This window comes from Streptomyces sp. NPDC055962, from assembly GCF_042270185.1.
Classification (GTDB): domain Bacteria; phylum Actinomycetota; class Actinomycetes; order Streptomycetales; family Streptomycetaceae; genus Streptomyces.
Map to the genome: position 1 here is coordinate 944,072 of NZ_JBHJYN010000002.1, position 21,496 is coordinate 965,567.

19 protein-coding genes are annotated in these 21,496 nt (G+C 73.1%); 11 read left to right on the top strand and 8 right to left on the bottom strand.

What is annotated here, in order from left to right:
• Nucleotides 1-30 precede the first annotated feature (30 nt).
• On the top strand, nt 31-273 hold the full coding sequence (locus tag ACFC51_RS09495; protein WP_376372972.1) for a hypothetical protein: 243 nt from the start codon (nt 31-33) through the stop codon (nt 271-273).
• Nucleotides 274-403: 130 nt separating this feature from the next.
• On the opposite strand, the gene ACFC51_RS09500 is transcribed toward ACFC51_RS09495, so the two are convergent.
• Nucleotides 404-1,336 (bottom strand): aldo/keto reductase, encoded by a 933-nt coding sequence (locus tag ACFC51_RS09500; RefSeq protein ID WP_376372969.1) that lies wholly within the window; start codon nt 1,334-1,336, stop codon nt 404-406.
• 91 nt (nt 1,337-1,427) lie between these two features.
• On the opposite strand from ACFC51_RS09500, the gene ACFC51_RS09505 reads away from it, so the two are divergent.
• A complete protein-coding gene (locus tag ACFC51_RS09505) occupies nt 1,428-2,045 on the top strand; it encodes a TetR/AcrR family transcriptional regulator (protein WP_376372966.1) in 618 nt (205 codons plus the stop codon).
• 38 nt (nt 2,046-2,083) lie between these two features.
• Here ACFC51_RS09505 and ACFC51_RS09510 read toward each other — a convergent pair whose 3' ends face one another.
• Nucleotides 2,084-2,686 (bottom strand): hypothetical protein, encoded by a 603-nt coding sequence (locus ACFC51_RS09510; RefSeq protein ID WP_376372963.1) that lies wholly within the window; start codon nt 2,684-2,686, stop codon nt 2,084-2,086.
• Nucleotides 2,687-2,804: 118 nt separating this feature from the next.
• Here ACFC51_RS09510 and ACFC51_RS09515 point away from each other — a divergent pair, with 118 nt between their 5' ends.
• The 3 genes from ACFC51_RS09515 (at nt 2,805) to ACFC51_RS09525 (ending at nt 4,121) form a co-directional block, all read left to right on the top strand.
• Nucleotides 2,805-3,143, top strand: coding sequence for a hypothetical protein (locus tag ACFC51_RS09515; protein ID WP_376527834.1), 339 nt, complete (start codon nt 2,805-2,807; stop codon nt 3,141-3,143).
• A 10-nt stretch (nt 3,144-3,153) separates the two neighbouring features.
• Nucleotides 3,154-3,864: an NADPH-dependent F420 reductase gene (gene npdG / locus ACFC51_RS09520; protein ID WP_376372957.1), complete on the top strand. Its 711-nt coding sequence runs from the start codon at nt 3,154-3,156 to the stop codon at nt 3,862-3,864.
• Between the two features lie 77 nt (nt 3,865-3,941).
• The gene (locus ACFC51_RS09525) at nt 3,942-4,121 is read left to right on the top strand and encodes a hypothetical protein (RefSeq protein ID WP_376372954.1); all 180 of its coding nucleotides are present in this window, start codon (nt 3,942-3,944) and stop codon (nt 4,119-4,121) included.
• A 107-nt stretch (nt 4,122-4,228) separates the two neighbouring features.
• Here the strand turns inward: ACFC51_RS09525 and ACFC51_RS09530 are convergent, their stop codons facing one another.
• On the bottom strand, nt 4,229-5,041 hold the full coding sequence (locus ACFC51_RS09530) for a site-2 protease family protein (RefSeq protein ID WP_376372951.1): 813 nt from the start codon (nt 5,039-5,041) through the stop codon (nt 4,229-4,231).
• 123 nt (nt 5,042-5,164) lie between these two features.
• Between ACFC51_RS09530 and ACFC51_RS09535 the strand changes: the two genes are divergently transcribed.
• A complete protein-coding gene (locus ACFC51_RS09535; RefSeq protein ID WP_376527837.1) occupies nt 5,165-8,509 on the top strand; it encodes a BTAD domain-containing putative transcriptional regulator in 3,345 nt (1,114 codons plus the stop codon).
• Between the two features lie 4 nt (nt 8,510-8,513).
• Here ACFC51_RS09535 and ACFC51_RS09540 read toward each other — a convergent pair whose 3' ends face one another.
• The 3 genes from ACFC51_RS09540 to panB form a co-directional block, all read right to left on the bottom strand.
• The gene (locus ACFC51_RS09540; RefSeq protein ID WP_376372946.1) at nt 8,514-9,365 is read right to left on the bottom strand and encodes an ABC transporter permease; all 852 of its coding nucleotides are present in this window, start codon (nt 9,363-9,365) and stop codon (nt 8,514-8,516) included.
• The gene (locus ACFC51_RS09545) at nt 9,362-10,381 is read right to left on the bottom strand and encodes an ATP-binding cassette domain-containing protein (protein ID WP_376372944.1); all 1,020 of its coding nucleotides are present in this window, start codon (nt 10,379-10,381) and stop codon (nt 9,362-9,364) included. Before ACFC51_RS09545 ends, ACFC51_RS09540 begins: the two co-directional genes overlap by 4 nt.
• Before the next feature lie 122 nt (nt 10,382-10,503).
• Entirely contained in the window at nt 10,504-11,391 is an 888-nt protein-coding gene (gene panB / locus ACFC51_RS09550; protein ID WP_376372942.1) for a 3-methyl-2-oxobutanoate hydroxymethyltransferase, read from the bottom strand.
• Between the two features lie 184 nt (nt 11,392-11,575).
• Between panB and ACFC51_RS09555 the strand changes: the two genes are divergently transcribed.
• From ACFC51_RS09555 to ACFC51_RS09575, 5 genes are all read left to right on the top strand, one after another.
• Nucleotides 11,576-13,183, top strand: a complete 1,608-nt coding sequence (locus tag ACFC51_RS09555; RefSeq protein ID WP_376527840.1) for an MFS transporter — start codon at nt 11,576-11,578, stop codon at nt 13,181-13,183.
• 105 nt (nt 13,184-13,288) lie between these two features.
• Complete coding sequence (locus ACFC51_RS09560; protein WP_376372936.1) at nt 13,289-13,990, top strand: TetR/AcrR family transcriptional regulator; 702 nt, start codon at nt 13,289-13,291, stop codon at nt 13,988-13,990.
• Between the two features lie 167 nt (nt 13,991-14,157).
• Entirely contained in the window at nt 14,158-15,180 is a 1,023-nt protein-coding gene (locus ACFC51_RS09565; RefSeq protein WP_376372934.1) for an endonuclease/exonuclease/phosphatase family protein, read from the top strand.
• A 320-nt stretch (nt 15,181-15,500) separates the two neighbouring features.
• On the top strand, nt 15,501-16,694 hold the full coding sequence (locus tag ACFC51_RS09570; protein WP_376527842.1) for a Cmx/CmrA family chloramphenicol efflux MFS transporter: 1,194 nt from the start codon (nt 15,501-15,503) through the stop codon (nt 16,692-16,694).
• A 249-nt stretch (nt 16,695-16,943) separates the two neighbouring features.
• Nucleotides 16,944-18,164: an MFS transporter gene (locus tag ACFC51_RS09575; RefSeq protein ID WP_376372928.1), complete on the top strand. Its 1,221-nt coding sequence runs from the start codon at nt 16,944-16,946 to the stop codon at nt 18,162-18,164.
• Nucleotides 18,165-18,283: 119 nt separating this feature from the next.
• Here the strand turns inward: ACFC51_RS09575 and ACFC51_RS09580 are convergent, their stop codons facing one another.
• Both ACFC51_RS09580 and ACFC51_RS09585 read right to left on the bottom strand, forming a co-directional pair.
• Complete coding sequence (locus tag ACFC51_RS09580) at nt 18,284-19,486, bottom strand: MFS transporter (RefSeq protein WP_376527844.1); 1,203 nt, start codon at nt 19,484-19,486, stop codon at nt 18,284-18,286.
• Between the two features lie 202 nt (nt 19,487-19,688).
• Nucleotides 19,689-21,443: an NAD+ synthase gene (locus ACFC51_RS09585; protein WP_376372923.1), complete on the bottom strand. Its 1,755-nt coding sequence runs from the start codon at nt 21,441-21,443 to the stop codon at nt 19,689-19,691.
• Between the last annotated feature and the right edge of the window lie 53 nt (nt 21,444-21,496).

The following is a 21,496-nucleotide window of genomic DNA, read 5'->3' on the forward strand; positions in this document are numbered from 1 at the left end:
GCACCATGGCAACGAGGAAAGGATCCCGCAATGGCCCTGTTCAAGAAGCGCACGGTGGGCAAACCGGGCGAATGGTACTACTGCCTGGAGCACAAGAAGGTCGAGGAGGGCCCCGAGTGCCCGGGGAAGGACCGTTTCGGCCCGTACGCCACGCCGGGGGAGGCGCAGCGCGCGATGGACACGGCGCGCGAGCGGAACCTGGAGTGGGAGAACGACCCGAAGTGGCATGACCGGCCGGAGGGCCCGGAAGGCGGGACACCGGGCCAGGGCTGACGCGGACCGGGGGTCCGACGGGCGCACCGGAGGGGCGGCGGATGCTGTCGCCCCTCCGGTGGCCGATGGGCCGCCTGGGTTTCCCGGTCGTCCCGGATCCCGCGGTCGTCCCGGTGGCCCGTCGTCCCGGTCAGTCCGTGTGGATCGCGTCCAGGGCGGCGAGGGCCTCGGGGCCGAGTGTGACGGCGCCCGCGGCGACGTTCGCCTCGAGGTGGGAGGCGTCTGCGGTGCCCGGGATCAGCAGGGTGCCCGGGGTGTGGTGGAGGAGCCAGGCCAGCCCGGTCTGGGCGGGGGTGGCACCGAGGGAGCGGGCGACCTCCTGCACGACCGGGTGCTCGGTGACCTTGGGGAGGCCGGGGAAGGCGCTGCCGAGGGGGAAGTAGGGCACCCAGGCGATGCCGTGCGCGGTGCAGGTCCGCACCAGTTCCTCGTCCTCGCGGGCCAGCAGGCTGTAGGCGTTCTGCACGCAGGCGATCCCCACCGGCAGTGCCCGGCGCAGGTCGTCGAGGCCGATGGTGCTCAGGCCGATCGCGCCGATCTTGCCCTCGTCGCGCAGGGCGGCCATCTCGGCGAGCTGGTCGTCGAGGTCGACGATCTGGTCGGGGCCCGCCGACAGTCCGAAGCCGGACGTGGTGGCGCGGCGCAGGTTGACGAGCGGGATCCGGTCCAGGCCGAGGCTCCTGAGGTTGTCCTCGACGTCGGCGCGGAGTTCGGCCGGGTGCTGGGCGTACCGCATCGGCGCGGGACCGCCGGGGTCGGGGGTGGCGCCGACCTTGCTGACCACGACGACGCCGTCCTGGGGGCGGATCGCCTCACGGATCAGGTCGTTGGAGTAGCCGTTTCCGTAGAACTGCGCGGTGTCGATGTGGTCGATGCCGAGTTCGACCGCACGGCGCAGGAGGGCCAGCGCACCGGCGCGGTCCTCGGTCATCCGGTGGAGCTGCATCGCGCCGTAGCCGATGCGCGAGACGGTGCGGTCGCCGAGCCGGCCGGCCCCTCCGGCGCGGGGGGCGCCGGTGGCCGTGGTCGGTGAGGAGGGCAGGGGGGAGGCGGGGGAGGTCAAGGGGGGCCGTCCTCGGGTGTGAGATGCTGAGGGGGAGTGGAGGAATCCTCCACTTCTACGACCGTAACAGGAAGCGGAGGAATCCTCCACTATGGTTCCGCGCGCCGCCGGCGACCCTGCCTCCCCGGAATCCGGCACACCGCGTGCCGCCCGGACCGACGCACGCCGTAACCGCGACAAGATCGTCCAGGCGGCCCGGGCCGCCTTCACCTCCGCCACCGGGCCGGTGGCGCTGGAGACCGTCGCCCGGCAGGCGGGCGTCGGGATCGCCACGCTCTACCGCAACTTCCCGACCCGCGACGCGCTGGTGGAAGCGGTCTACGAGAACGAACTGGACGCCGTGGCCGCATCGGCCTCCGCCCTGCTCGGGGAACTGCCCCCGCGCGCCGCGCTCCGCGCGTGGATGGACCGCTACCTCGCCTTCTCCGCGACCAAGCACGCGATGCACAAGGACCCCCGCATCGGCCCCACCGCCGGAAGGACGGCGCCGCTGCTCCCCACCCGCGTACGCATCGGTGAAGCCGTGGAGAGGCTGCTGAGCGCCGGGGCGCACGACGGATCGCTGCGCACGGACATCGACGCCGACGACGTCACCACACTCCTGCTGGGCGTCTCCCTCGCCGCGGTGGCGGGCATCGAGCCCGCACAGACGGCACGCCACCTCGACCTCGTCGCCGACGCGCTCACCGCTCCGGGGTACCGCCCCTGACGGCCCGGTGCGCGGGAGGCCCTCCGTCCGCCGGCCCGTCACCACCGGGCCGGCGGCGGAGCGGTCAGCTGGTCGGCCAGGCGCGAGAGGCGGTCCCGGAACGTCCGGCGGCCCCGGGATGACGGTGCGCCGTTCTCCCCGGCCGCCGCGCTGACCAGGTGCTGCACCGTGTCCAGGTCGACCTCGTCGTCGTCGGAGACCGTCAGCGCCTCGTGGGCGAGACCCCGCACCTCGGGATCGCCGCCGTCCAGCGAGAGGACCGTCGCCCCCGCGCGGCGCGCGTCGTGGACCCGTTCCAGCAGGCCGCCGTCCGGCCGCTCCGGTGCCACCACGAGCAGCGTCTCGCCGCGCCCCGCCGCCTCGATCCGGCCCAGACCGACGGCCAGGTGCACCGGGTCGTCCGGCTCGACCCGGTGACGTACGAGCGTGGGGCGCAGCTGCGGCAGCCCCGACCACGTCGACTCGTCCACCAGGTGCGCGGCCATGTGCCACGGCTCGTAGACCTCGGTCCCCACCAGCAGCAGCCCGCCGCCCTGCGGGACGACCGACGACCGCAGCGTCCGGGCGAACACCCGGGCCGCCGTGGGCCATTCGGTGCCGGCCAGCACCTCACGCAGCAACGCGACACGCACAGCATCCATGGCCCGGCATCATGCCCCGGCCTTCGGCCCGGGGCTGCCGGAACGCGGCCGTTCACTCGTACGGGAACTGCCGGGATGCGGCCCTGCCACCCCCGGCCGCCGCCGGCACGATGAGGCCATGACCGCCGCACACACCTTCGCCTGGGCCCGGTCCCTCGGCTGGACACTCCTGGTCCTGCCGCTGTCCCTCGCGCTCCTTCGCGGCCGGGCGCCCGCATGGCTGCGAAGGAGCGCGACGCCCCGCATGATCCGGATGCGGGGTGTGGGAGGCCTGATCCTCCGGGCGAGCGCCGTGACCTCGTCCACCCTCTCGTCCGCGGGAGCTGCCGGCGGCGCCTGGTACCCCGTGAGGGCCCTGGCCGGACCGGTGGCGGTGCTCGCCGCGCTCGTCCTCGTCGCCGTGACGGATTCCGCCGAGCGCCGCCGGCGCCGGAACGCCCTCCCTACCTCGCAGTAGGGTCGGCGCCATGACTACGAATGACAGTGGAAGCGCACCCAAGCCCCCCGCCAAGGACCCCTGGGACCTGCCCGACGTGTCCGGCCTGACGGTCGGCGTGCTCGGCGGAACCGGCCCCCAGGGCCGGGGCCTCGCCTACCGTTTCGCCCGCGCCGGGCAGAAGGTCGTCATCGGCTCGCGCGCCGCGGACCGTGCCGAGGCCGCCGCCGCCGAACTGGGCCACGGCGTCGAGGGCGCGGACAACGCGGAGTGCGCCCGCCGCAGCGACATCGTGATCGTCGCCGTGCCGTGGGACGGCCACGCCAAGACGCTGGAGTCGCTGCGCGAGGAGCTCGCGGGCAAGCTCGTCGTCGACTGCGTCAACCCGCTCGGCTTCGACAAGAAGGGTGCCTACGCCCTGAAGCCCGAGGAGGGCAGCGCCGCCGAGCAGGCCGCCGCCCTGCTGCCCGGTTCCCGGGTGACCGCCGCCTTCCACCACCTCTCGGCGGTGCTGCTCCAGGACGAGACGATCGAGGAGATCGACACCGACGTGCTGGTGCTGGGCGAGGCCCGTGCCGACACCGACACCGTGCAGGCGCTCGCGAGCCGCATCCCCGGCATGCGGGGCGTCTTCGCCGGGCGCCTCCGCAACGCGCACCAGGTCGAGTCCCTGGTGGCGAACCTGATCTCCGTCAACCGCCGCTACAAGGCACACGCGGGGCTGCGCACCACCGACGTGTGAGCCCGGCCGGGAGCAGAACCGGGCATGAGGGACACTGGACGGGACCGCGCCATCCCCGGACAGGAGCACCAGCCCTCATGCCCCGCCTCGCTCTCTACTCCCTCGTCGTCTGCGTCCTCGCCATCGCCGCCGCCGTGGTCTCCTTCGTCCAGGGCGGCATCCTGCTGGGCGTCGTCTGGGTGCTGCTGGTCGGCCTCTCCTCGAACATGGCGTGGTTCTACCTCCGCAGGTACCGCGCGGAGGCCGCCGCGCGGTAGGCGCCCTCCGGCTCCCGGTCGCCTTCCTGCCGCGCTGCGCGAAGGCCCCCGGGGCGGCGGGGGAGCCGCATTCCTCCGCGCCGCCCCGGCCCCGACGGTGGCGGCGGTCAGCGGATCAGTGCGCAGCCCGGGTCCTGGTCACCGAACCACTCCTGCCAGAAGCGGTAGGCGTCGAGCCCGCAGTACGTCTCGACCTCGCTGACGCCCAGGCCCCGCAGCAGCGCGTCCACCGCGTCGAAGAAGACCCCGTTGACCTCCGGGATCCAGAGCAGCGCGAAGACCGCGATGAGCCCGAAGGGCGCGAACGGCTCCACCTGGCGCCGGACCTTGTACGAGAGCCACGGCTCGATCACCCCGTAGCCGTCGAGCCCCGGAACCGGCAGGAAGTTCAGGATGGCCGCCGTCACCTGGAGCAGGGCCAGGAACGCCAGCGCGAGCCGGAAGGTCAGCGGGACGCCCTCCAGACCGTCCAGCCAGAACGGCGCCGTGCAGACGACGGCGAACAGGACGTTCGTCAGGGGGCCGGCCGCCGAGATCAGGCTGTGCTTCCAGCGCCCGCTGATGCGCCCCCGCTCGATGTAGACGGCACCGCCCGGCAGACCGATACCGCCCATGATCACGAACAGTACGGGCAGCACGATGCTCAGCAGGGCGTGGGTGTACCTGAGCGGGTTGAGCGTCAGATACCCCTTCGCCCCGATCGAGATGTCACCGCTGTGCAGCGCGGTACGCGCGTGCGCGTACTCGTGGAGGCAGAGCGAGACGATCCACCCCGCGGTGACGAAGAGGAAGACCGCGAAGCCCGTCTGCTCGGCGAAGTCCGTCCACACCGCCCAGCCGGAGACGGCCATGACGGCGACGATCCCGAGGAAGACCGGGCTCACCCGCCGGTCGCTGGGGCGGCGGAACGCGGTGGTCATCGGCGGCACTCCTGGGGGCTGGACGGCGGCTGGAGCCCCCGACAGTACGGGTGTCACGGCGAGAACGTCTCACAGCGGGGTGGTAGTTCCTCGGAAGCCCGGGCCGTCACGGACAATGGGCGCGTGCACTACGGCATCCTCGGTACCACCCTCGTCCTCCGTGCGGACGGCACGCCCGTCGCCCTCGGCGGGGCGCGGCTGCGCGCCCTGCTCACGGTGCTCGCCCTGCGTCCCGGGCACACGGTCCCGGCCGGGGTGCTCGTCGACGAGGTGTGGGACGGCGACCCGCCCGCCGATGCCCCGGGTGCTCTACAGGCACTCGTCGGCCGGCTCAGGCGCGCCCTCGGCCGGGACGCGGTCGAATCGGCGGCGAACGGCTACCGCCTCGCCGCCGACCCGGACGCCGTGGACCTCCACCGCTTCGACCGCCTCGCGGGGGACGGCGCCCGGGCGCTGGAGGAGGGCGACGCGGCGAAGGCCGCCACCGTCCTCGACGAGGCGCTCGCCCTGTGGCGCGGCCCCGCGCTCGCCGATCTGCCGGACCGTGCCGTGGCGGGAGTGCGGTGGGAGGCCAGGCGCCTGGAGGCCCGCCGCACCCGGATCGGGGCTCTCCTCGCACTGGGCCGCGGCGAGGAGGCACTCCCCGAGGTCACCGGGCTCTGCGCCGACCACCCGCTGGACGAGCCCCTCCAGGCCCTCCGCATCAGGGCCCTGCGCGACGCCGGACGCAGCGCCCAGGCACTCGCGGCGTACGACGAGGTGCGCTCGCTGCTCGCCGACCGGCTCGGCGCCGACCCGGGTCCTGCCCTGCGCGCCCTGCACGCGGAACTGCTGCGCCAGGACGCGCCCGCCCCCGCTCCTGCTCCGGCCCCCGCTCCTGCCTCCGTCGCCCCGCCCGTGCGGCTGGGCAACCTCCGGGCCCGGCTCACCAGCTTCGTCGGGCGCGAGGCCGACATCGCCGCGCTGCGCGACGATCTGGCCCGTTCCCGGATGATCACCCTCCTCGGCCCCGGCGGCGCGGGCAAGACCCGCCTGTCCCAGGAGACCGCCGAGACGGTCGCGGCGGCCTGGCCCGACGGGGTCTGGCTGGCGGAACTCGCCCCGGTCGACGACCCGGACACCGTCCCCGAAGCCGTGCTCAGCGCACTCGGCGCCCGTGAGACCGTCCTGCGGGGCGCGGGTGCCGAGGGGCTCCGCGCCGTGGAGAGGGGAACCGAGGGCGGCTCGGGGGACGTCTTCGCCCGCCTGGCCGAGCACTGTTCGGGACGCCACATGCTCCTGCTGCTCGACAACTGCGAGCACGTGATCGCGGCGGCGGCCCGGCTCGCCGACCATCTGCTCGCCCGCTGCCCCCGGCTCACCGTCCTCGCGACGAGCCGTGAGCCCCTCGGCGTCCCCGGTGAACTGCTGCGCCCCGTCGATCCGCTGCCCGACCCCATGGCCCTGCGCCTGTTCGCCGACCGCGGGGCCGCCGCCAGGCCCGGCTTCCGGGTCGACGCCGACGAGGAGACCGCGGCGGCCTGTGCCGAGATCTGCCGGCGCCTGGACGGTCTGCCCCTCGCCATCGAACTGGCCGCGGCCCGGCTGCGGATGCTCGGCCCACGCCAGATCGCGGAACGCCTCGACGACCGATTCCGGCTGCTGACCAGCGGGAGCCGTACGGTGCTGCCGCGCCAGCAGACCCTGCGCGCGGTCGTGGACTGGTCGTGGGACCTCCTCGACGAGGACGAACGCGCCGTGCTGCGCAGGCTGTCCGTGTTCGCCGGCGGCTGCGACCTCGCCGCGGCCGAGGAGGTCTGCTCCCTGCCCGGGGCGGCCCTGGCCGACGCCCGCGACGTGGCGCTGCTCCTCGGCTCCCTGGTCGACAAGTCCCTCGTGGTCGCGGCGCCGGGCGACGACGGCGACATGCGCTACCGGCTCCTGGAGACCGTCGCCGAATACGCCGGCGAGCGCCTCGACGAGGCGGGGGAGAGGACGGCCGCGGAACGCCGGCACCTCGTCCACTACCGTGAGTTCGCCCGCACCACCGATCCCGGGCTCCGAGGCCCCGGCCAGCTGGAGACCATCCGGCGGTTCGAGCGCGAGTACGAGAATCTGCGCACCGCCCTGCGCCGCGCGACGGCCGCCCGCGACGAGCACGAGGCACTCTGCCTCGTGCTGTGCCTCGCCTGGTACTGGCAGATGCGCGATCTGCGGGCCGACGCCCGGCACTGGGCCGGGGTGGCGGCCGGTCTCGGCCCCGACCCGTTCGCCGAGCCCGTTGAGCCGGCCCCCTCGCTGCTGGAGCGCTGCACCGACCGGCCGCCGCCGATGGATCCCGAGCAGCTCCAGGAGGCCCGGCGGGGGGTGCGGCTCGTCGAGCTGGCCAGCATGGACCACGCCGCGGACGACTGGACGACCGAGGACGGCCGGGCGCGGCTGAAGGCGATCGCCCGTACGTACCGGGCGGGCCAGCCGCAGACCTGCCGGATGCCCGGGTCCCTGTGGCTCTTCGCCATCATCTTCACCGGTGAGCCCGGCACACTGCGCGAGGTCACCGACGAGACGGTGCGCACCTGCCGGGAGCTCGGCTACGAGTGGGAGCTCGCCGCCGGGCTGCAACTGCGGGCCAACGTGCTGGCCAACCGCGCCGAATGGGTGGCCGAGGCCAGGAAGGACGCGGACGAGAGCCTGGAGATCTTTCTCCGGATCGGGGACGTGTGGGGCGTCGCGGAGGCGTACTCCTCCCGCGGCGAGGCCAACGAGCGGGCGGGCCGGAGCGCGGAGGCCGCCGAGGACTTCCGCGCCGCGGTCGGATACGCGGAGCGGCTCGGGGCGCAGTCCCAGGTCGCCGTGTTGCGGGCCAGGTACGCCGCGGCGCTGTGCGAGACGGACCGGGGCGAGGAGGGGGAGCGGATCCTGCGCGAGGTGCTGCTGGAGAGCCGGACCTCGGGGAACGAGGCGCGCCCCGCCGCGCGCCTGTTCCTCGCCCAGTGGCTGGGCAGGACCGGACGCATCGACGAGGCGCGGGAACAACTCATCCTGCTGCGCACCGACTTCGGGTCCGAGACGGTGGCGATCTTCGACGGGTTCGTCGTGGGCATGCTGGCGTGGCTGGACACCGTGGACGGCGCTCACGCCGAGGCCCTGACCGGGGCTCTGCACGCGCTGGAGAAGTCCCGCAGTCCGATGGCGCAGATGGTGGCACCGCAGATGACCTCGGCCCATCTGGTCACCCTCGCCCGGGCCGTGGCCGGGGTGGGCGGTGAGCGGAGCGGGCGAGACGCGGCGATGCTGCTCGGTCTCCAGGCGGAGCAATTGCCGAAGGACCATGTCCCGACCGCGGTGGAGCGTCAGATCCTGGCCGGGGCCGAGCACGCGGTGCGTGCGGCCCTGGCGGACGCCGCGGTGTACGAGGCGGCCTATGCCGAGGGCGGTGGGCTCTCCCTGGAGGAGGCCACCGCCCTCGGTGAGGCGTACCGCGACTGAACCGTCAGGACGCCTTGCGGAACTTCGACACCGCGAGCGGGGACATCACCAGCGTGATGACCACGGTCCAGCCGAGCGTCAGCCAGACCGAGTGGCCGAGCGGGCCGCCCATCATCAGCCCGCGGGCCGCGTCGGCCAGGTTGGACAGCGGGTTGTAGTCGGTGAAGGACTGGAGCCAGCCGGGCATCGTCTGCGTCGGGGCGAAGATGGAGGATCCGAACTGGAGCGGCATCATCACGATCATTCCCATCCCCTGGACCGCCTGGGCCGTCTTCATGGTCAGACCGAGCAGGATGAAGATCCACATGATGGCTGCCCCGAACGCGGCCGCCAGGGCGATCGCCCCGATCAGCCCGAGCACTGTCCCGTGGAGCTCCATGCCGAGCGCGAAGCCCATGCCCAGCAGGATCAGGGTGGCGACCGTCATCCGGCCGAGCTCGACCACGATCTTCGCGATGAGCACCGACGAGCGGGCGATCGGCATGGTGCGGAACCGGTCCATGACCCCCTTGCGGAAGTCGTCGTTGACACCTGACCCGACCGCCATGGCGATGTTCATGCCCATCATCGCCATCAGGCCGGGGATCAGGTAGTTCAGGTACTCCTGCCGGCCGCCGCCCAGACTGCTGCCGACCGAGCCGCCGAAGACGTAGACGAACAGCAGCACGAAGATGACCGGCATCAGGAGCGCGTCGAACATCGACTCCGGATCCTTCTTGATCTGGAGCAGATTGCGCCGCACCAGCGCGCCGATGTGCCGCAGGTTGTTCCGCAGTCCGATCCTGCCCTCGTCGTGGAGTTCCCCGGCCGGTGCGACGGCTCCGGTGGGGGTGGGCGTCAGTGTCGTCGTGCTCATGCCGCGACCTCCTGGGGAGTCGTGTCGGTGACGGTCGCCTTGTCGCCCGTGATGGCCAGGAACACCTCGTCCAGGCTGGGCAGTGCGGTGGAGACATGGGCGAGCGAGAAGCCCCGGGTGCCGAGCAGCCCGATGACGGCGGTCAGCTGCCCGTCGCTGAGGATGGGTACGTAGAGCAGTCCCTCGTCCGGGACGGCCTGCGCCCCGGCGATGCCGTCGAGACCGGCCTCCCGCAGCGCCTGTGCCATCGCCGCGAGCTCGCCGGGGTCCGACGGGCGGATCTGGAGGGTGCGGCCGCCGACCTTCGCCTTGAGCTCGTCGACACCGCCGCGGGCGATGATCTTTCCGTGGTCGATGACCGTGAGCTCGCTGGCGAGCTGTTCGGCCTCCTCCATGTACTGGGTGGTGAGCAGCACGGTCGCCCCTTCCGCGACCATGCGCTGCACCTCGTCCCAGACCTCGTTGCGGGTGCGCGGGTCGAGGCCCGTCGTCGGCTCGTCCAGGTAGAGGACGGCCGGGCTGCCGATCATGGATGCGGCGAGGTCCAGCCGGCGCCGCATGCCGCCGGAGTACTCCATCGCGGCCTTCTTCGCCGCGTCGGTGAGCGAGAAGCGCTCCAGCAGCTCGTCGGCGCGGGAGCGGGCCTTCTTGCGCGGCAGGTCGAGCAACCGCCCGATCATGTAGAGGTTCTCCCAGCCGGAGAGCTTCTCGTCGACCGAGGCGTACTGCCCGGTCAGGCCTATGGTGCGGCGCAGCTGCCGGGGTTGCTTCACCACGTCGTAGCCCGCCACGACCGCATGCCCGGCGTCGGGCCGGATCAGGGTGGACAGGCAGCGTACGAGGGTGGTCTTGCCGGCACCGTTGGGACCGAGCACACCGAGGACGGTGCCCTCGCGCACGTCGAGGTCCACGCCGTCCAGTGCCTTGGTCGTGCCGTAGTGCTTGACCAGCCCCCGTACCTCGACGGCGTTCCTGCCGTGCTTGAGGTTCTTGTCCTTTTGCGTCATGGACACCATCAGACCACCCGCCACCGACAAGTCACCGACATATCGCTGACAGGGTGGCGACAGCAAGGCGACAGCCCGCCGATGGGGGAAGTCGGCGGGCTGTCGGTGGTGCGGCAGTGGTCCGAGGGGCGTCAGTGGAAGGTGTGCTCCGCCGCCGGGAAGGTGCCGCCGACGACCTCGTCGGCGTACGCCCTGGCGGCGTCGGTCATCACCTGACGCAGGTTGGCGTACTGCTTGGTGAAGCGCGGCACCTTGCCGCCGGTCAGGCCGACCATGTCGGTGTAGACGAGCACCTGCGCGTCCGTGTCGGGACCGGCGCCGATGCCGACGGTCGGGATGTGCAGGGTGCGGGTGACCTCGGCGGCCAGCTCGGCCGGCACGAGCTCCAGGACGACGGCGAACGCGCCCGCGTCCTGCACCGCCTTCGCGTCGCGCAGCAGCTGCTGGGCGGCCTCCTCGCCGCGGCCCTGCACCCGGTAGCCCATGGCGTTGACGGACTGCGGGGTCAGACCGATGTGGCCCATGACCGGGATCCCGGCCTCGACCAGGAGGCGGATCTGCTCGTGGGAGCGCTCGCCGCCCTCCAGCTTGACCGCGCCGACACCGGCGTCCTTGATCAGCCGGGTGGCGTTGCGCAGGGCCTGGACGGGGCCCTCCTGGTACGCCCCGAAGGGCAGGTCGGCCACGATGAGGGCGCGGCTCGTGCCCCGTACGACGGCGGCCGAGAGGATGGTCATCTCGTCCATCGTGACGGGCACGGTGGTCTCGTAGCCGAGGTGGCAGTTGCCCATGGAGTCGCCGACGAGCATGACCGGGATGCCGGCCTCGTCGAAGACGGACGCGGTCATCGCGTCGTAGGCGGTGAGCATGGGCCACTTCTCGCCGCGCTCACTGGCGGCGGCGATGTCGTGGACGGTGATGCGGCGGGTGCTCGTGCCCCCGTAGAGGGCCTTACCGGCGCCGGGGGTGGGGCCCGCGGGGGGAGTGGCGGACTGGTTCTGCGCAGCCTGAAGCGACATGGCCAACGGCTCCTTCGTCATCTCGAGGCGCCCTGACGGCGTCCCCGGATCCCTTCCATGGTGGCATCCCGCGACCGTTCCCGTGAAGTGGGCCCACCGGGCCCGACGAGCGGTGCGCGGCAACTGGGTAAAGTCTTTCCTATACGGAACGGTATCGTATCGTAAAGCGGTTAGAGTCGTGCCCATGTCCATACCGTCCGGCGCTCCTGCCGCCGCGCCCCGTGTCCCCGAGGCGGTCCACCGCCGCCGCTGGGCCGTCCTCGCCGTCCTCATGTTCAGCCTGCTCATCATCGTCCTGGACAACTCGATCCTGAACGTCGCGGTCAAGACGATCGCCAGCCCCGCGCCGACCGGTATCGGCGCCACCCAGAGCGAGCTCGAGTGGGCCATCAACTCCTACACGCTCGTCTTCGCCGGGCTGCTCTTCACCGCCGGGCTGCTGGGCGACCGCATCGGCCGCAAGAAGGTCCTGCTGGCGGGCATCCTCGTCTTCGGCCTGGGCTCCGCGCTGGCCGCGCTCTCGTCCTCGCCCGGCGAACTCATCACCTGGCGTGCCCTGATGGGCTTCGGCGCGGCGTTCGTGATGCCCGCCACGCTCGCCGTCCTGATGAACGTCTTCGAGCGTGACGAGCAGCCCAAGGCCATCGGCATCTGGGCCGGCGGCGTCGGCCTCGGCATCGCGATCGGCCCGATCACCGGCGGCCTGCTCCTGGAGCACTTCTGGTGGGGATCGATCTTCCTGGTCAACGTGCCCGTCGTGGTCGTCGCGCTGATCGCCATGGCCGTCCTGGTGCCCGACTCGCGGGACCCCGCCCCCGGCCGCGTCGACCCGCTCGGGGTCGTCCTGTCCATCGTCGGCCTGGTCCTGCTGGTCTACGGCATCATCCGCGGCGGCGAACTCGCCTCCTTCACCGACGTCACCGTCCTCGCGCCGGTGATCGGCGGGCTGCTGGTGCTGGCGGGCTTCGTGTGGCACGAGAAGCGCAGCACCCATCCGTCGATCGACATCTCCTACTTCCGCAAGCCCGCGTTCTCCGCCGCCGTCGCCGCCATCGCGCTGGTCTTCTTCGCGCTGATGGGCGTCACCTTCTTCTCCGCCTTCTACCTGCAGAGCGTGCGCGGCTACACCGCGCTGGAGTCCGGCCTGCTGATCCTTCCGCTCGCCGCCGCGCAGATGATCTTCTCGCCCCGCGCCCGTCTGGTCGTCGACCGCTTCGGGGCCCGCGCGGTCTGCACCGTCGGCATGCTCCTCGTCGCCGCCGGCCTCGCGTCCTTCGCGCTGTTCGGGGAGGACACCCCGCTCTGGGTGCTCTGCCTGGTCTTCTTCGTCCAGGGCACCGGCATGGCGCACATCATGCCGCCGGTCACCGTCGCGGTGATGCAGGCCCTGCCGCGCGAGCGGGCCGGTTCCGGCTCCGCCATCAACAACACCTTCCGCCAGGTCGGCGGGGCGCTCGGCATCGCCGTGCTCGGCTCGGTCCTCTCCACGGTCTACCGCGGTGACATCGAGGGGCACCTGGCCGGTGTGCCGGCCGCCGCACGGGACGTCGCGGGAGAGTCCATCGAGGCGACCCTCGGGGTCGCACAGACGATGGGCCCGGCGGGCAGGCCGCTGATCGCGGCGGCGAACGACGCCTTCATCGGCGCCATGCACGTCACCGCCCTCGGCTCGGCGGTGGTCGCGCTCATCGGCGCCGCGGTGGTGGCCGCGTTCCTGCCCGGCAGGCCGCCGGCCCGCCCGGCGGTCCCGCGGCAGGCCGAGCCCGACGGGGCGCCGGTCCTCCGGTCCTGACCCGCCGCCCCGGCCGGGGGGAGTCGCTTCCTCCCGGCCGGTCGGCGAGAATCAGGACGTACGGCGAAGAGTCAACGGCGGACGGCGCAGCGGAAGGCGGCCCACGTGCGGCAGGCGGCACAGAACCCGGCGCAGGACCCGGCCGAGGGCGCGGGACCGCCGCCCCTCCCGGAGGGGGAGGCCCGCCGGGGCCGCCCCCGGAGCGCGGCCGCCGAGCGCGCGATCCTCGACGCCGTCGTGCGGCTGCTGGAGGCGGGGGAGACCCTGGACGGCCTCTCCATCGAGCGCATCGCCCGCACCGCGGGCGTCGGCAAGGCCACCATCTACCGCCGCTGGAGCGGCAAGGAGGAACTCTTCCTCGACGTCCTGCGCGACATCGAGCCCCCCGACCCCTCCGTCTCCGGCACCGCCGGCCTGGACGACCTGCGCATCATGCTGGAATCCATGCGTACGCGCAGTCTCGCCCAGCGTTCCTCCGCCCTCCTGCACAACGTGTTCGTGCAGATGAAGAAGCACCCGAGGCTCTGGACCGAGTACCAGACCACCGTCCTCGGCCCGCGCCGCGCCGCCATGCTGGCCGCCGTGCAGCGCGCCGTGGACGCGGGGGAACTCCGCGACGACCTCGACGTGGAGCTCATGAACGACCTCTTCCTGGGGCCGATGCTCGTACGCACCGTCCACCGCCCCGACGCGGCGCTCCCGGAGGACCTCGCCGACCGCATCGTCCGGACCCTCCTCCAGGGTCTCGCGCCACGCGCGGCGAAGCAGCAGGCCACACCTGTGGAACCGACGGCCGCCCCTGTGTGATCGTTCTGTCACAAGCCTCACAACCGCCCCCACGGCCGGAACCCGGCGCACCGCTTCCTTCGTCCTGATGGCAGTACGGCCGTCGTCGACGGCGGGAACGGCGTCACCCATCGCCTAGGGTCGGGAGGCGCGGTGATGTGTACGGCAAGGCAGTGAGGACGAGCGCGATGGTGCAGGCGTACAGGACGGACACCGAGGACGCCGGCGCGGGTCCGCAGCCGGGCTCGCGTCTGCGGGCCCTGCGGCACAGGCTGGCCTCGGACCGGGGCATCTGGCGCCGCGGCATCCTCCTGGCGCTCTGCTCGGTCCTCCTGACCGTCGTGATGGTGTTCCACGCCGACATCCCGAACACCATCGGCAACCTGGGCAGCCTCATCGAGACGTTCCTGCCCTGGTTCGGCCTGCTCGTGCCGGTGCTGCTGGTCCTCGGCCTGGTCCGGCGGTCCGCGACCGCGCTCGTCGCACTGATCCTGCCGCTGGCGGTCTGGCTCAACCTCTTCGGCGGCCTGCTCTTCGCCGACAAGTCGGGAACCGGTGGCGACCTCACCGTCGCCACGCACAACGTCAACGCGGGGAACCCCGACCCCGCGGGCACCGCCCAGCAGGTCGCGGGCTCCGGAGCGGACATCGTGGCGCTCCAGGAGCTGCCCGGCGGGAAGGTGGCGGCGTACGAGGACGCGCTCGCCGAGACCTACCCGCACCACTCCGTCCAGGGCACCGTCGGCCTGTGGAGCAAGTACCCGGTGTCGGACTCCAGTCCCGTCGACATCAAGCTGGGCTGGACCCGCGCGATGCGTGCCACCGTCACCACGCCCGAGGGCCAGGTCAAGGTGTACGTCGCCCACCTCCCCTCCGTGCGGGTCAAGCTGAACGCGGGCTTCACCGCCAACCAGCGGGACGACAGCGCCGACGCGCTCGGCGAGGCGATCGCCGACGAACCGATCGAGCGGGTCGTCCTGCTCGGCGACCTGAACGGCACGATGAACGACCGCTCCCTGAACGCGGTCACCGCCCAGATGCGCTCCACCCAGGGAGCCGCGGGAGACGGCTTCGGCTTCAGCTGGCCGGCGTCGTTCCCGATGGCCCGGATCGACCAGATCATGGTGCGGGGCGTCGAACCCCTCGCCTCCTGGACCCTCCCCGCCACGGACAGCGACCACCTGCCGATCGCGGCCCGCGTGGAACTGTGAGCCTGCGTACCGGCCGAAGCGCTACGCTGCCCCTCATGTCCAGCCCCGAGTCCGACAGACTCAGGCCGCCGGTTCGCCGGTGGCCGGTCACCGACGCCGAAAGCCTCTGACCCCAGCGGTCACCGGGCCGTCCCCGTCGTGCCGTAGACCACCGCCGGATCGTCCGCGGCGGTGTGGGCCGGCCTTCATGTCCCGTGCGGACACCGGACATCCACCGCGTCGCCGTCGCCCCGCGCTCCCGCGTGCGGCGACGGGCGCGGCCCGCACCCCCTGCACACCGCTCGTCTCCTCCGACGGTTCCGTACAAGGGGTTCCTCCTCATGCCATTCGCTGTCCACGTGCTCGGCCTGGCGGTCTTCGCCCAGGGCACATCCGAGTTCATGCTGTCCGGCCTGCTCTCGGGCATCGCCGGTGACCTGCACGTCTCGCTCGGCGCCGCGGGGCTGCTGACCTCGGCCTTCGCGGTCGGGATGGTGATCGGCGCGCCGCTCACCGCTCTCGCCGGCCGCACCTGGCCCCGGCGCCGGGCGCTGCTGTTCTTCCTCGGCGTCTTCGTCGCCGCCCACGTCGTCGGCGCGCTGACCTCCAGCTACGGGGTCCTGCTGGCCACCCGGGTCGCCGGTGCGTTGGCCGACGCAGGTTTCTGGGCGGTCGCGCTGGTCACCGCACGGGCGATGGTGGGCCCGGAGCAGCGGGCCCGTGCCACCGCGGTGGTCGTCGGCGGGGTCACCGTCGCGTGCGTCGTGGGTGTCCCCGCCGGGGCCGCGCTCGGCGGGCTCTGGGGCTGGCGCGCGGCGTTCTGGGCCGTGGCCCTGGTCTGCGTGCCCGCCGCGCTCGCGCTGTGGGCGACCGTGCCGGAAGGCCGTCCCGACGACGTACGGGGAGTGGGTGCGCGCAGCGAACTGCGCGCCCTGGCCCGGCCCCGGCTGCTGCTGACCCTCCTGGTGATGGCGCTCGTGCAGGGGGCGACCTTCTGCGCGTTCTCCTACCTGGAACCGCTGCTCACCCGGGTCACCGGGATGGGCGCCGGCGGGGTGCCCGTGGTGCTGGCGCTGTTCGGCGCCGGCTCGTTCGCGGGCGTCACCCTGGCCGGCCGCCTCGCCGACGCCCGCCCCGGCACGGTCCTCGCGTTCGGCATGACCGCCCTGGCGGCCGGCTGGGCCGTCCTGGCCCTGTCCGCCGCCCACCCGGTGGCCGTGTCCGCCCTCGTGCTGCTCCAGGGAGCGCTCGCCTTCGGTACGGGGACGACCCTGATCACCCGGGTCTTCCACCAGGCCCCCGACGCCCCGACGTTGGCCGGTTCGTTCGCCACGGCCGCCTTCAACGTGGGCGCGGCGGCGGGACCTTGGCTGGGCGGCCTGGCGCTCGGAGGAGGGCTCGGCCTCCGCTCCCCGGTCTGGGTGAGCGCCCTGCTGATGTGCCCGGCCCTCGTGGGGGCGGGTGTCCTGGCGGCCACCTCCGGCACGGTGCGCAGGACGCCCGCCGCGCGACGGGCGCCGCTGCCGGAGGGATGACGCCGAAGGAGCCCCGGCCGGACCGGAGAGGTACGGTCGGGGGTCCGCGTGTGCACGGCCCCGCAGAGTGACGCCCAGATCACACCCCGGCGCAACGGCTTGTTCACGTCCGGGCATAAAACGTCTGAGAGACTTTGTTCCGACGGGATACATAACCTGTCCCGGCAATGACGCCGACGCTCCCGCACACACACCGCCGCCACCCGGACGCCACGTTCCGGGCGGCCCCCCGCCCGAAAGGTCACTTCCATGCCCCTGGCCCTGCTCGCCCTCGCTGTGAGCGCCTTCGGCATCGGCACCACCGAGTTCGTGATGATGGGGCTGCTGCCCAACGTCGCGGACGATCTGGGAACGTCCGTACCCACCGCCGGCTACCTCGTCTCGGCGTACGCGATCGGCGTCGTCCTCGGTGCCCCGCTGCTCACCGGTCTCGGCTCCAGGATCCCGCGCAAGCGGATGCTCCTGCTGCTGATGGCCCTCTTCACCGTCGGCAACCTCGCCTCCGCCTTCGCACCCGACTTCGGCTGGCTGCTGGCCGGCCGGGTCCTGGCCGGACTGCCGCACGGCGCCTTCTTCGGCGTCGGCGCGGTCGTCGCCGCCCGCCTCGTGCCGGACGGCCGCCAGGCCCGCGCGGTCGCCACGATGTTCCTCGGCCTGACCGTGGCCAACATCGTCGGCGTACCCGCCGCCACCCTGCTGGGACAGCACCTCGGCTGGCGTGCCACCTTCATGGTCGTCGCGGTGATCGGTCTCGGTGCGATGGCCGCGCTCGCCCGCCTCGTCCCGCAGATCCCCGTCGAGGCGCACCAGAACGTACGCCGTGAGCTGAGCGCGCTCGGCAACCGGCAGGTCGTGCTCGGCCTGCTCACCGCCGTCCTGGGCTTCGCCGGCGTCTTCGCCGTCTACTCCTACCTCTCGTCCATGACGACCGAGGCCATGGGCTTCGGCGAGTCCTCGGTGACGCTCGTCCTCGCGCTCTTCGGTATCGGGATGACGCTCGGCGCACTGGCCGCGGGGCCCCTGACCGACCGCGCGCTGCGTCCGACCCTGTACGGCTCGCTGGCGGCCCTGGCCGTCGTCCTGGTCGTCTTCCCCTTCACCGTCCACGTGCAGTGGGCCGCGCTGGTCATGGTGGTGCTGCTCGGCGGCATCGGCTTCATGACCACCACGCCGCTGCAGATGCTCGTCATGAACAAGGCCAAGGACGCCCCCACCCTCGCGTCCGCCTCCAACCACTCCGCCTTCAACCTCGCCAACGCGGGCGGGGCCTGGCTCGGCGGGGTCGCCATCGCGGCGGGCTGGGGCTGGACCTCCCCGGCCCTGGTCGGCGCGGTCCTGGCCGTCGCCGGCCTCGCCGTGGCGGTCACGGCGGGCTTCCTGGACCGGACCTCCAGCGCCTCGCGCGTGGTGGCGTCCGGCGCCGGGGCCGAGACGCGCGAGCCGGTCGCGGCCCGCTCGTACGAGGGCTGACGCGCCACGAGGCCGGGCCGGCGGAGAGCACTCACGCTCCCGCCGAGCCCGGCTTCGCGCTGCTCCCGCCGGTTCGCCTTCGTGCTCGGCCCCCGGTCCGGCCGCCTCCGTGGAGGCCCTCACGTCCCCGCAGGCCCGGCCTCCTGCCGCTCCCGGCGACGCGGGCGCAGCCAGGCCGCCGTGGACAGTCCCACCAGCGCCGCGGCGGGCAGCAGCAGCCGGACGTCCACCACGGCGACCAGTCCCGCGCCGCCTGCCAGCGCCATCGCGTTGGGCACCGTCATCAGCGAGTTGGCCGCCGCCGCGGTGCGGCCGAGCACCGCGGCCGGGGTCTCCCGCTGCACCGCGGTCATCGCGGCGATGAGCACGCACGGCAGGCCCGCGCCGATGGCCGTGCTCGCCGCGAGCGCCACCAGGTCCCCGCCCAGCGCCCGTGCCCCCACCGCCAGGGCGAACACCGCGGTCCCCACCGCCGCGAACGCCCGCTCCCGCATCCGCCGCAGCAGGGGGCCCGCCAGCAGCCCGACCGCCACGGAGCCGGCGCCCTGGAAGGCGTACAACACCCCGGCGTACGCCGGTGGACGGTCCAGTGTCTCGTCCACGACGGCGTACACGGCAGCCCCGTTGACCCCCGCGAGCAGCATGGTCAGCGCCCCGGCGTACACCAGCCGACTCAGGACCGGCGAGCCGCGCAGCAGGCGTATCCCCGCCGCCGTGCCGCCCGGCCGTGCCGTCTCCCCGTCCTGGGCCGGCTCCCGTACCCGCAGACGGGCGAAGACCAGGGCGGCCAAGGCGAACGTCGCCGCGTCCAGCGCCACCACCGGGCCCGCGCCGTACCGGGTGAACAGGCCGGCGCCCGCGAGGGGCGCGAGCAGCTTCATGCCCTCGTTCACCGTCGTACGCAGCCCGTTGAAGTCCCCCAGCAGCCGGGCGTCGACCGCCTGTGCAACCAGGGCCGCCTCCGCCGCGTCCAGGAGGACACCGCTCGCGCCGTACACGACGAGGACGGCGAAGAGCGCGCCGATCCGGTGGCCCGGGCCGACGAGGAGCAGCGAGCCCACAAGGCCCGCCATCACCAGGTTCACCACGACCAGCAGGAGCCGGCGCGGCACCCGGTCGGCGACCGCCCCGATGGCCGGGCCCGCCAGGACCGGCGCCCACATCGCGCACACCGTCAGAGCGGCCAGACTGTCCGACCCGGTGGCCGACTTGACCCAGATCCCGGCGGTCAGCCACATCGCGGACGTACCGAAGCCGGACACGAGCAGCCCGGTGAGGCACAGCAGAGCCGTCCGGTCCCGTACCACCGCGCCCCACGCCATCCCGTGCCCCCGCCGTCCACCGCCCGAGCCCCGGACGGGCGCTCCGGCGGCCCATCCTGACGACTGAGGAGGGGCGGCGGCATCGGGCGGATGCCCTATCCGTGCCCGGAGCCCCGCAGAACCGCACGAGTCGGGACCGGAGCGAGGACGGGCCCGGCGACCCGCGTGCCGGCCAGGGCCCGCGCGGGACCGGGCCGGGGCGTCAGCCCGACTCGCGCCACCGGTTCGTGATCGGCAGCCGGCGGTCCTTGCCGAAGCCCTTCGGCGAGATCTTCGTGCCCGGCGGGTACTGCCGGCGCTTGTACTCGGCCGTGTCCACCATCCGCAGGGTCTTCGTCACCAGGGCGTCGTCGAAGCCCGCCGCGACGATCGCGTCCCGGCCCTGGTCCCGGTCGACGTACAGCTCCAGGATGCGGTCCAGTACGTCGTAGTCGGGCAGCGAGTCCGAGTCGACCTGGTCCGGGCGCAGTTCGGCGCTGGGCGGCTTGGTGATGGACGCCTCCGGGATGGGCGGAACCTGCCCGCGCTCCTCGGCGGCCCGGTTCCGCCACTTCGCGAGGCGGAACACCGACGTCTTGTACACGTCCTTGATCGGCCCGTACGCGCCGACGGAGTCCCCGTAGAGAGTGGAATACCCCACCGCCAGCTCCGACTTGTTGCCCGGCGCGAGCACGATCCGGCCCTCCTGGTTGGAGAGGGCCATCAGCATCGTGCCGCGCAGCCGTGACTGGAGGTTCTCCTCGGCCAGCCCGGTGAGCGCCAGTGAACCCATGTACGCGTCGAACATCGGCTCGATCGGTACGGTGCGGAAGTTCAGCCCCGTACGCCGCGCCAGTTCGGCCGCGTCGCCCTTGGAGTGGTCCGAGGAGTACTTCGACGGCATCGAGACGCCGTAGACGTGCTGGGCGCCCAGCGCGTCGCAGGCGATGGCCGCGACGAGCGCCGAGTCGATGCCGCCGGAGAGCCCGATCAGCACGCTGCTGAAACCGTTCTTCGCGGCGTACGCGCGCAGGCCCACGACCAGCGCCGAGTACAGCTCCTCGTCGTCGTCGAGCCGCTCGGCGTAACCGCCGGTCAGTTCGGGCTCGTAGGCCGGGAGCGGCTCCTCGCCCAGGACCACGTGGTCGATCCGCAGCCCGTCGGCGACGACCCCCGAGGGTGCCCCGCCCGCGGCGGCGGGGAGGTCCAGGTCGAGGATCACACTGCCCTCGGCGAACTGGGGCGCGCGGGCGATGACCTCGCCCGCCTCGTCCACGACGATCGAGTCCCCGTCGAAGACCAGCTCGTCCTGGCCGCCGATCATCGCCAGGTACGCCGTCGTGCAGCCGGCCTCCCTCGCCCTCCTGCGGACCAGCTCCAGCCGGGTGTCGTCCTTGTCGCGCTCGTACGGGGAGGCGTTGATGGACAGCAGCAGCCCCGCTCCTGCGGCACGGGCGGCCGGGACGCGGCCGCCGTCCTGCCACAGGTCCTCGCAGATCGCGAGCGCCACGTCGATGCCGTGCACCCGCACGACGGGCATCGAGTCGCCCGGCACGAAGTACCGGAACTCGTCGAATACGCCGTAGTTGGGCAGGTGGTGCTTGGCGAAGTTCAGCGCGATCCGCCCGCGGTGCAGCACCGCGGCGGCGTTGCGCGGGGACCCCGCGGGCTGTCCGTAGCGTGCCGCCGCGTGCTCGGAGCGGTCGAGGTGGCCGACGACGACGGGCAGTTCCCCGAAGCCCTCGTCGGCGAGACGGGCGGCGAGGGCGCGCAGCGCCGTACGCGAGGCCTCGACGAAGGACGACCGCAGGGCCAGGTCCTCGACGGGGTATCCGGTCAGCGCCATCTCCGGGAACGCCACCAGGTGGGCACCCTGCTCGGCGGCGTGCCGGGTCCAGTGGACGATCGACTCGGCATTGCCGGCGAGATCTCCGACGGTCGCGTCGATCTGATTGAGTGCGAGGCGTAGTTGAGGCACGGAACCAGTGTAATCGTCTGACTGACGCGATGTCCTGGCGTACCGGCTTCCCC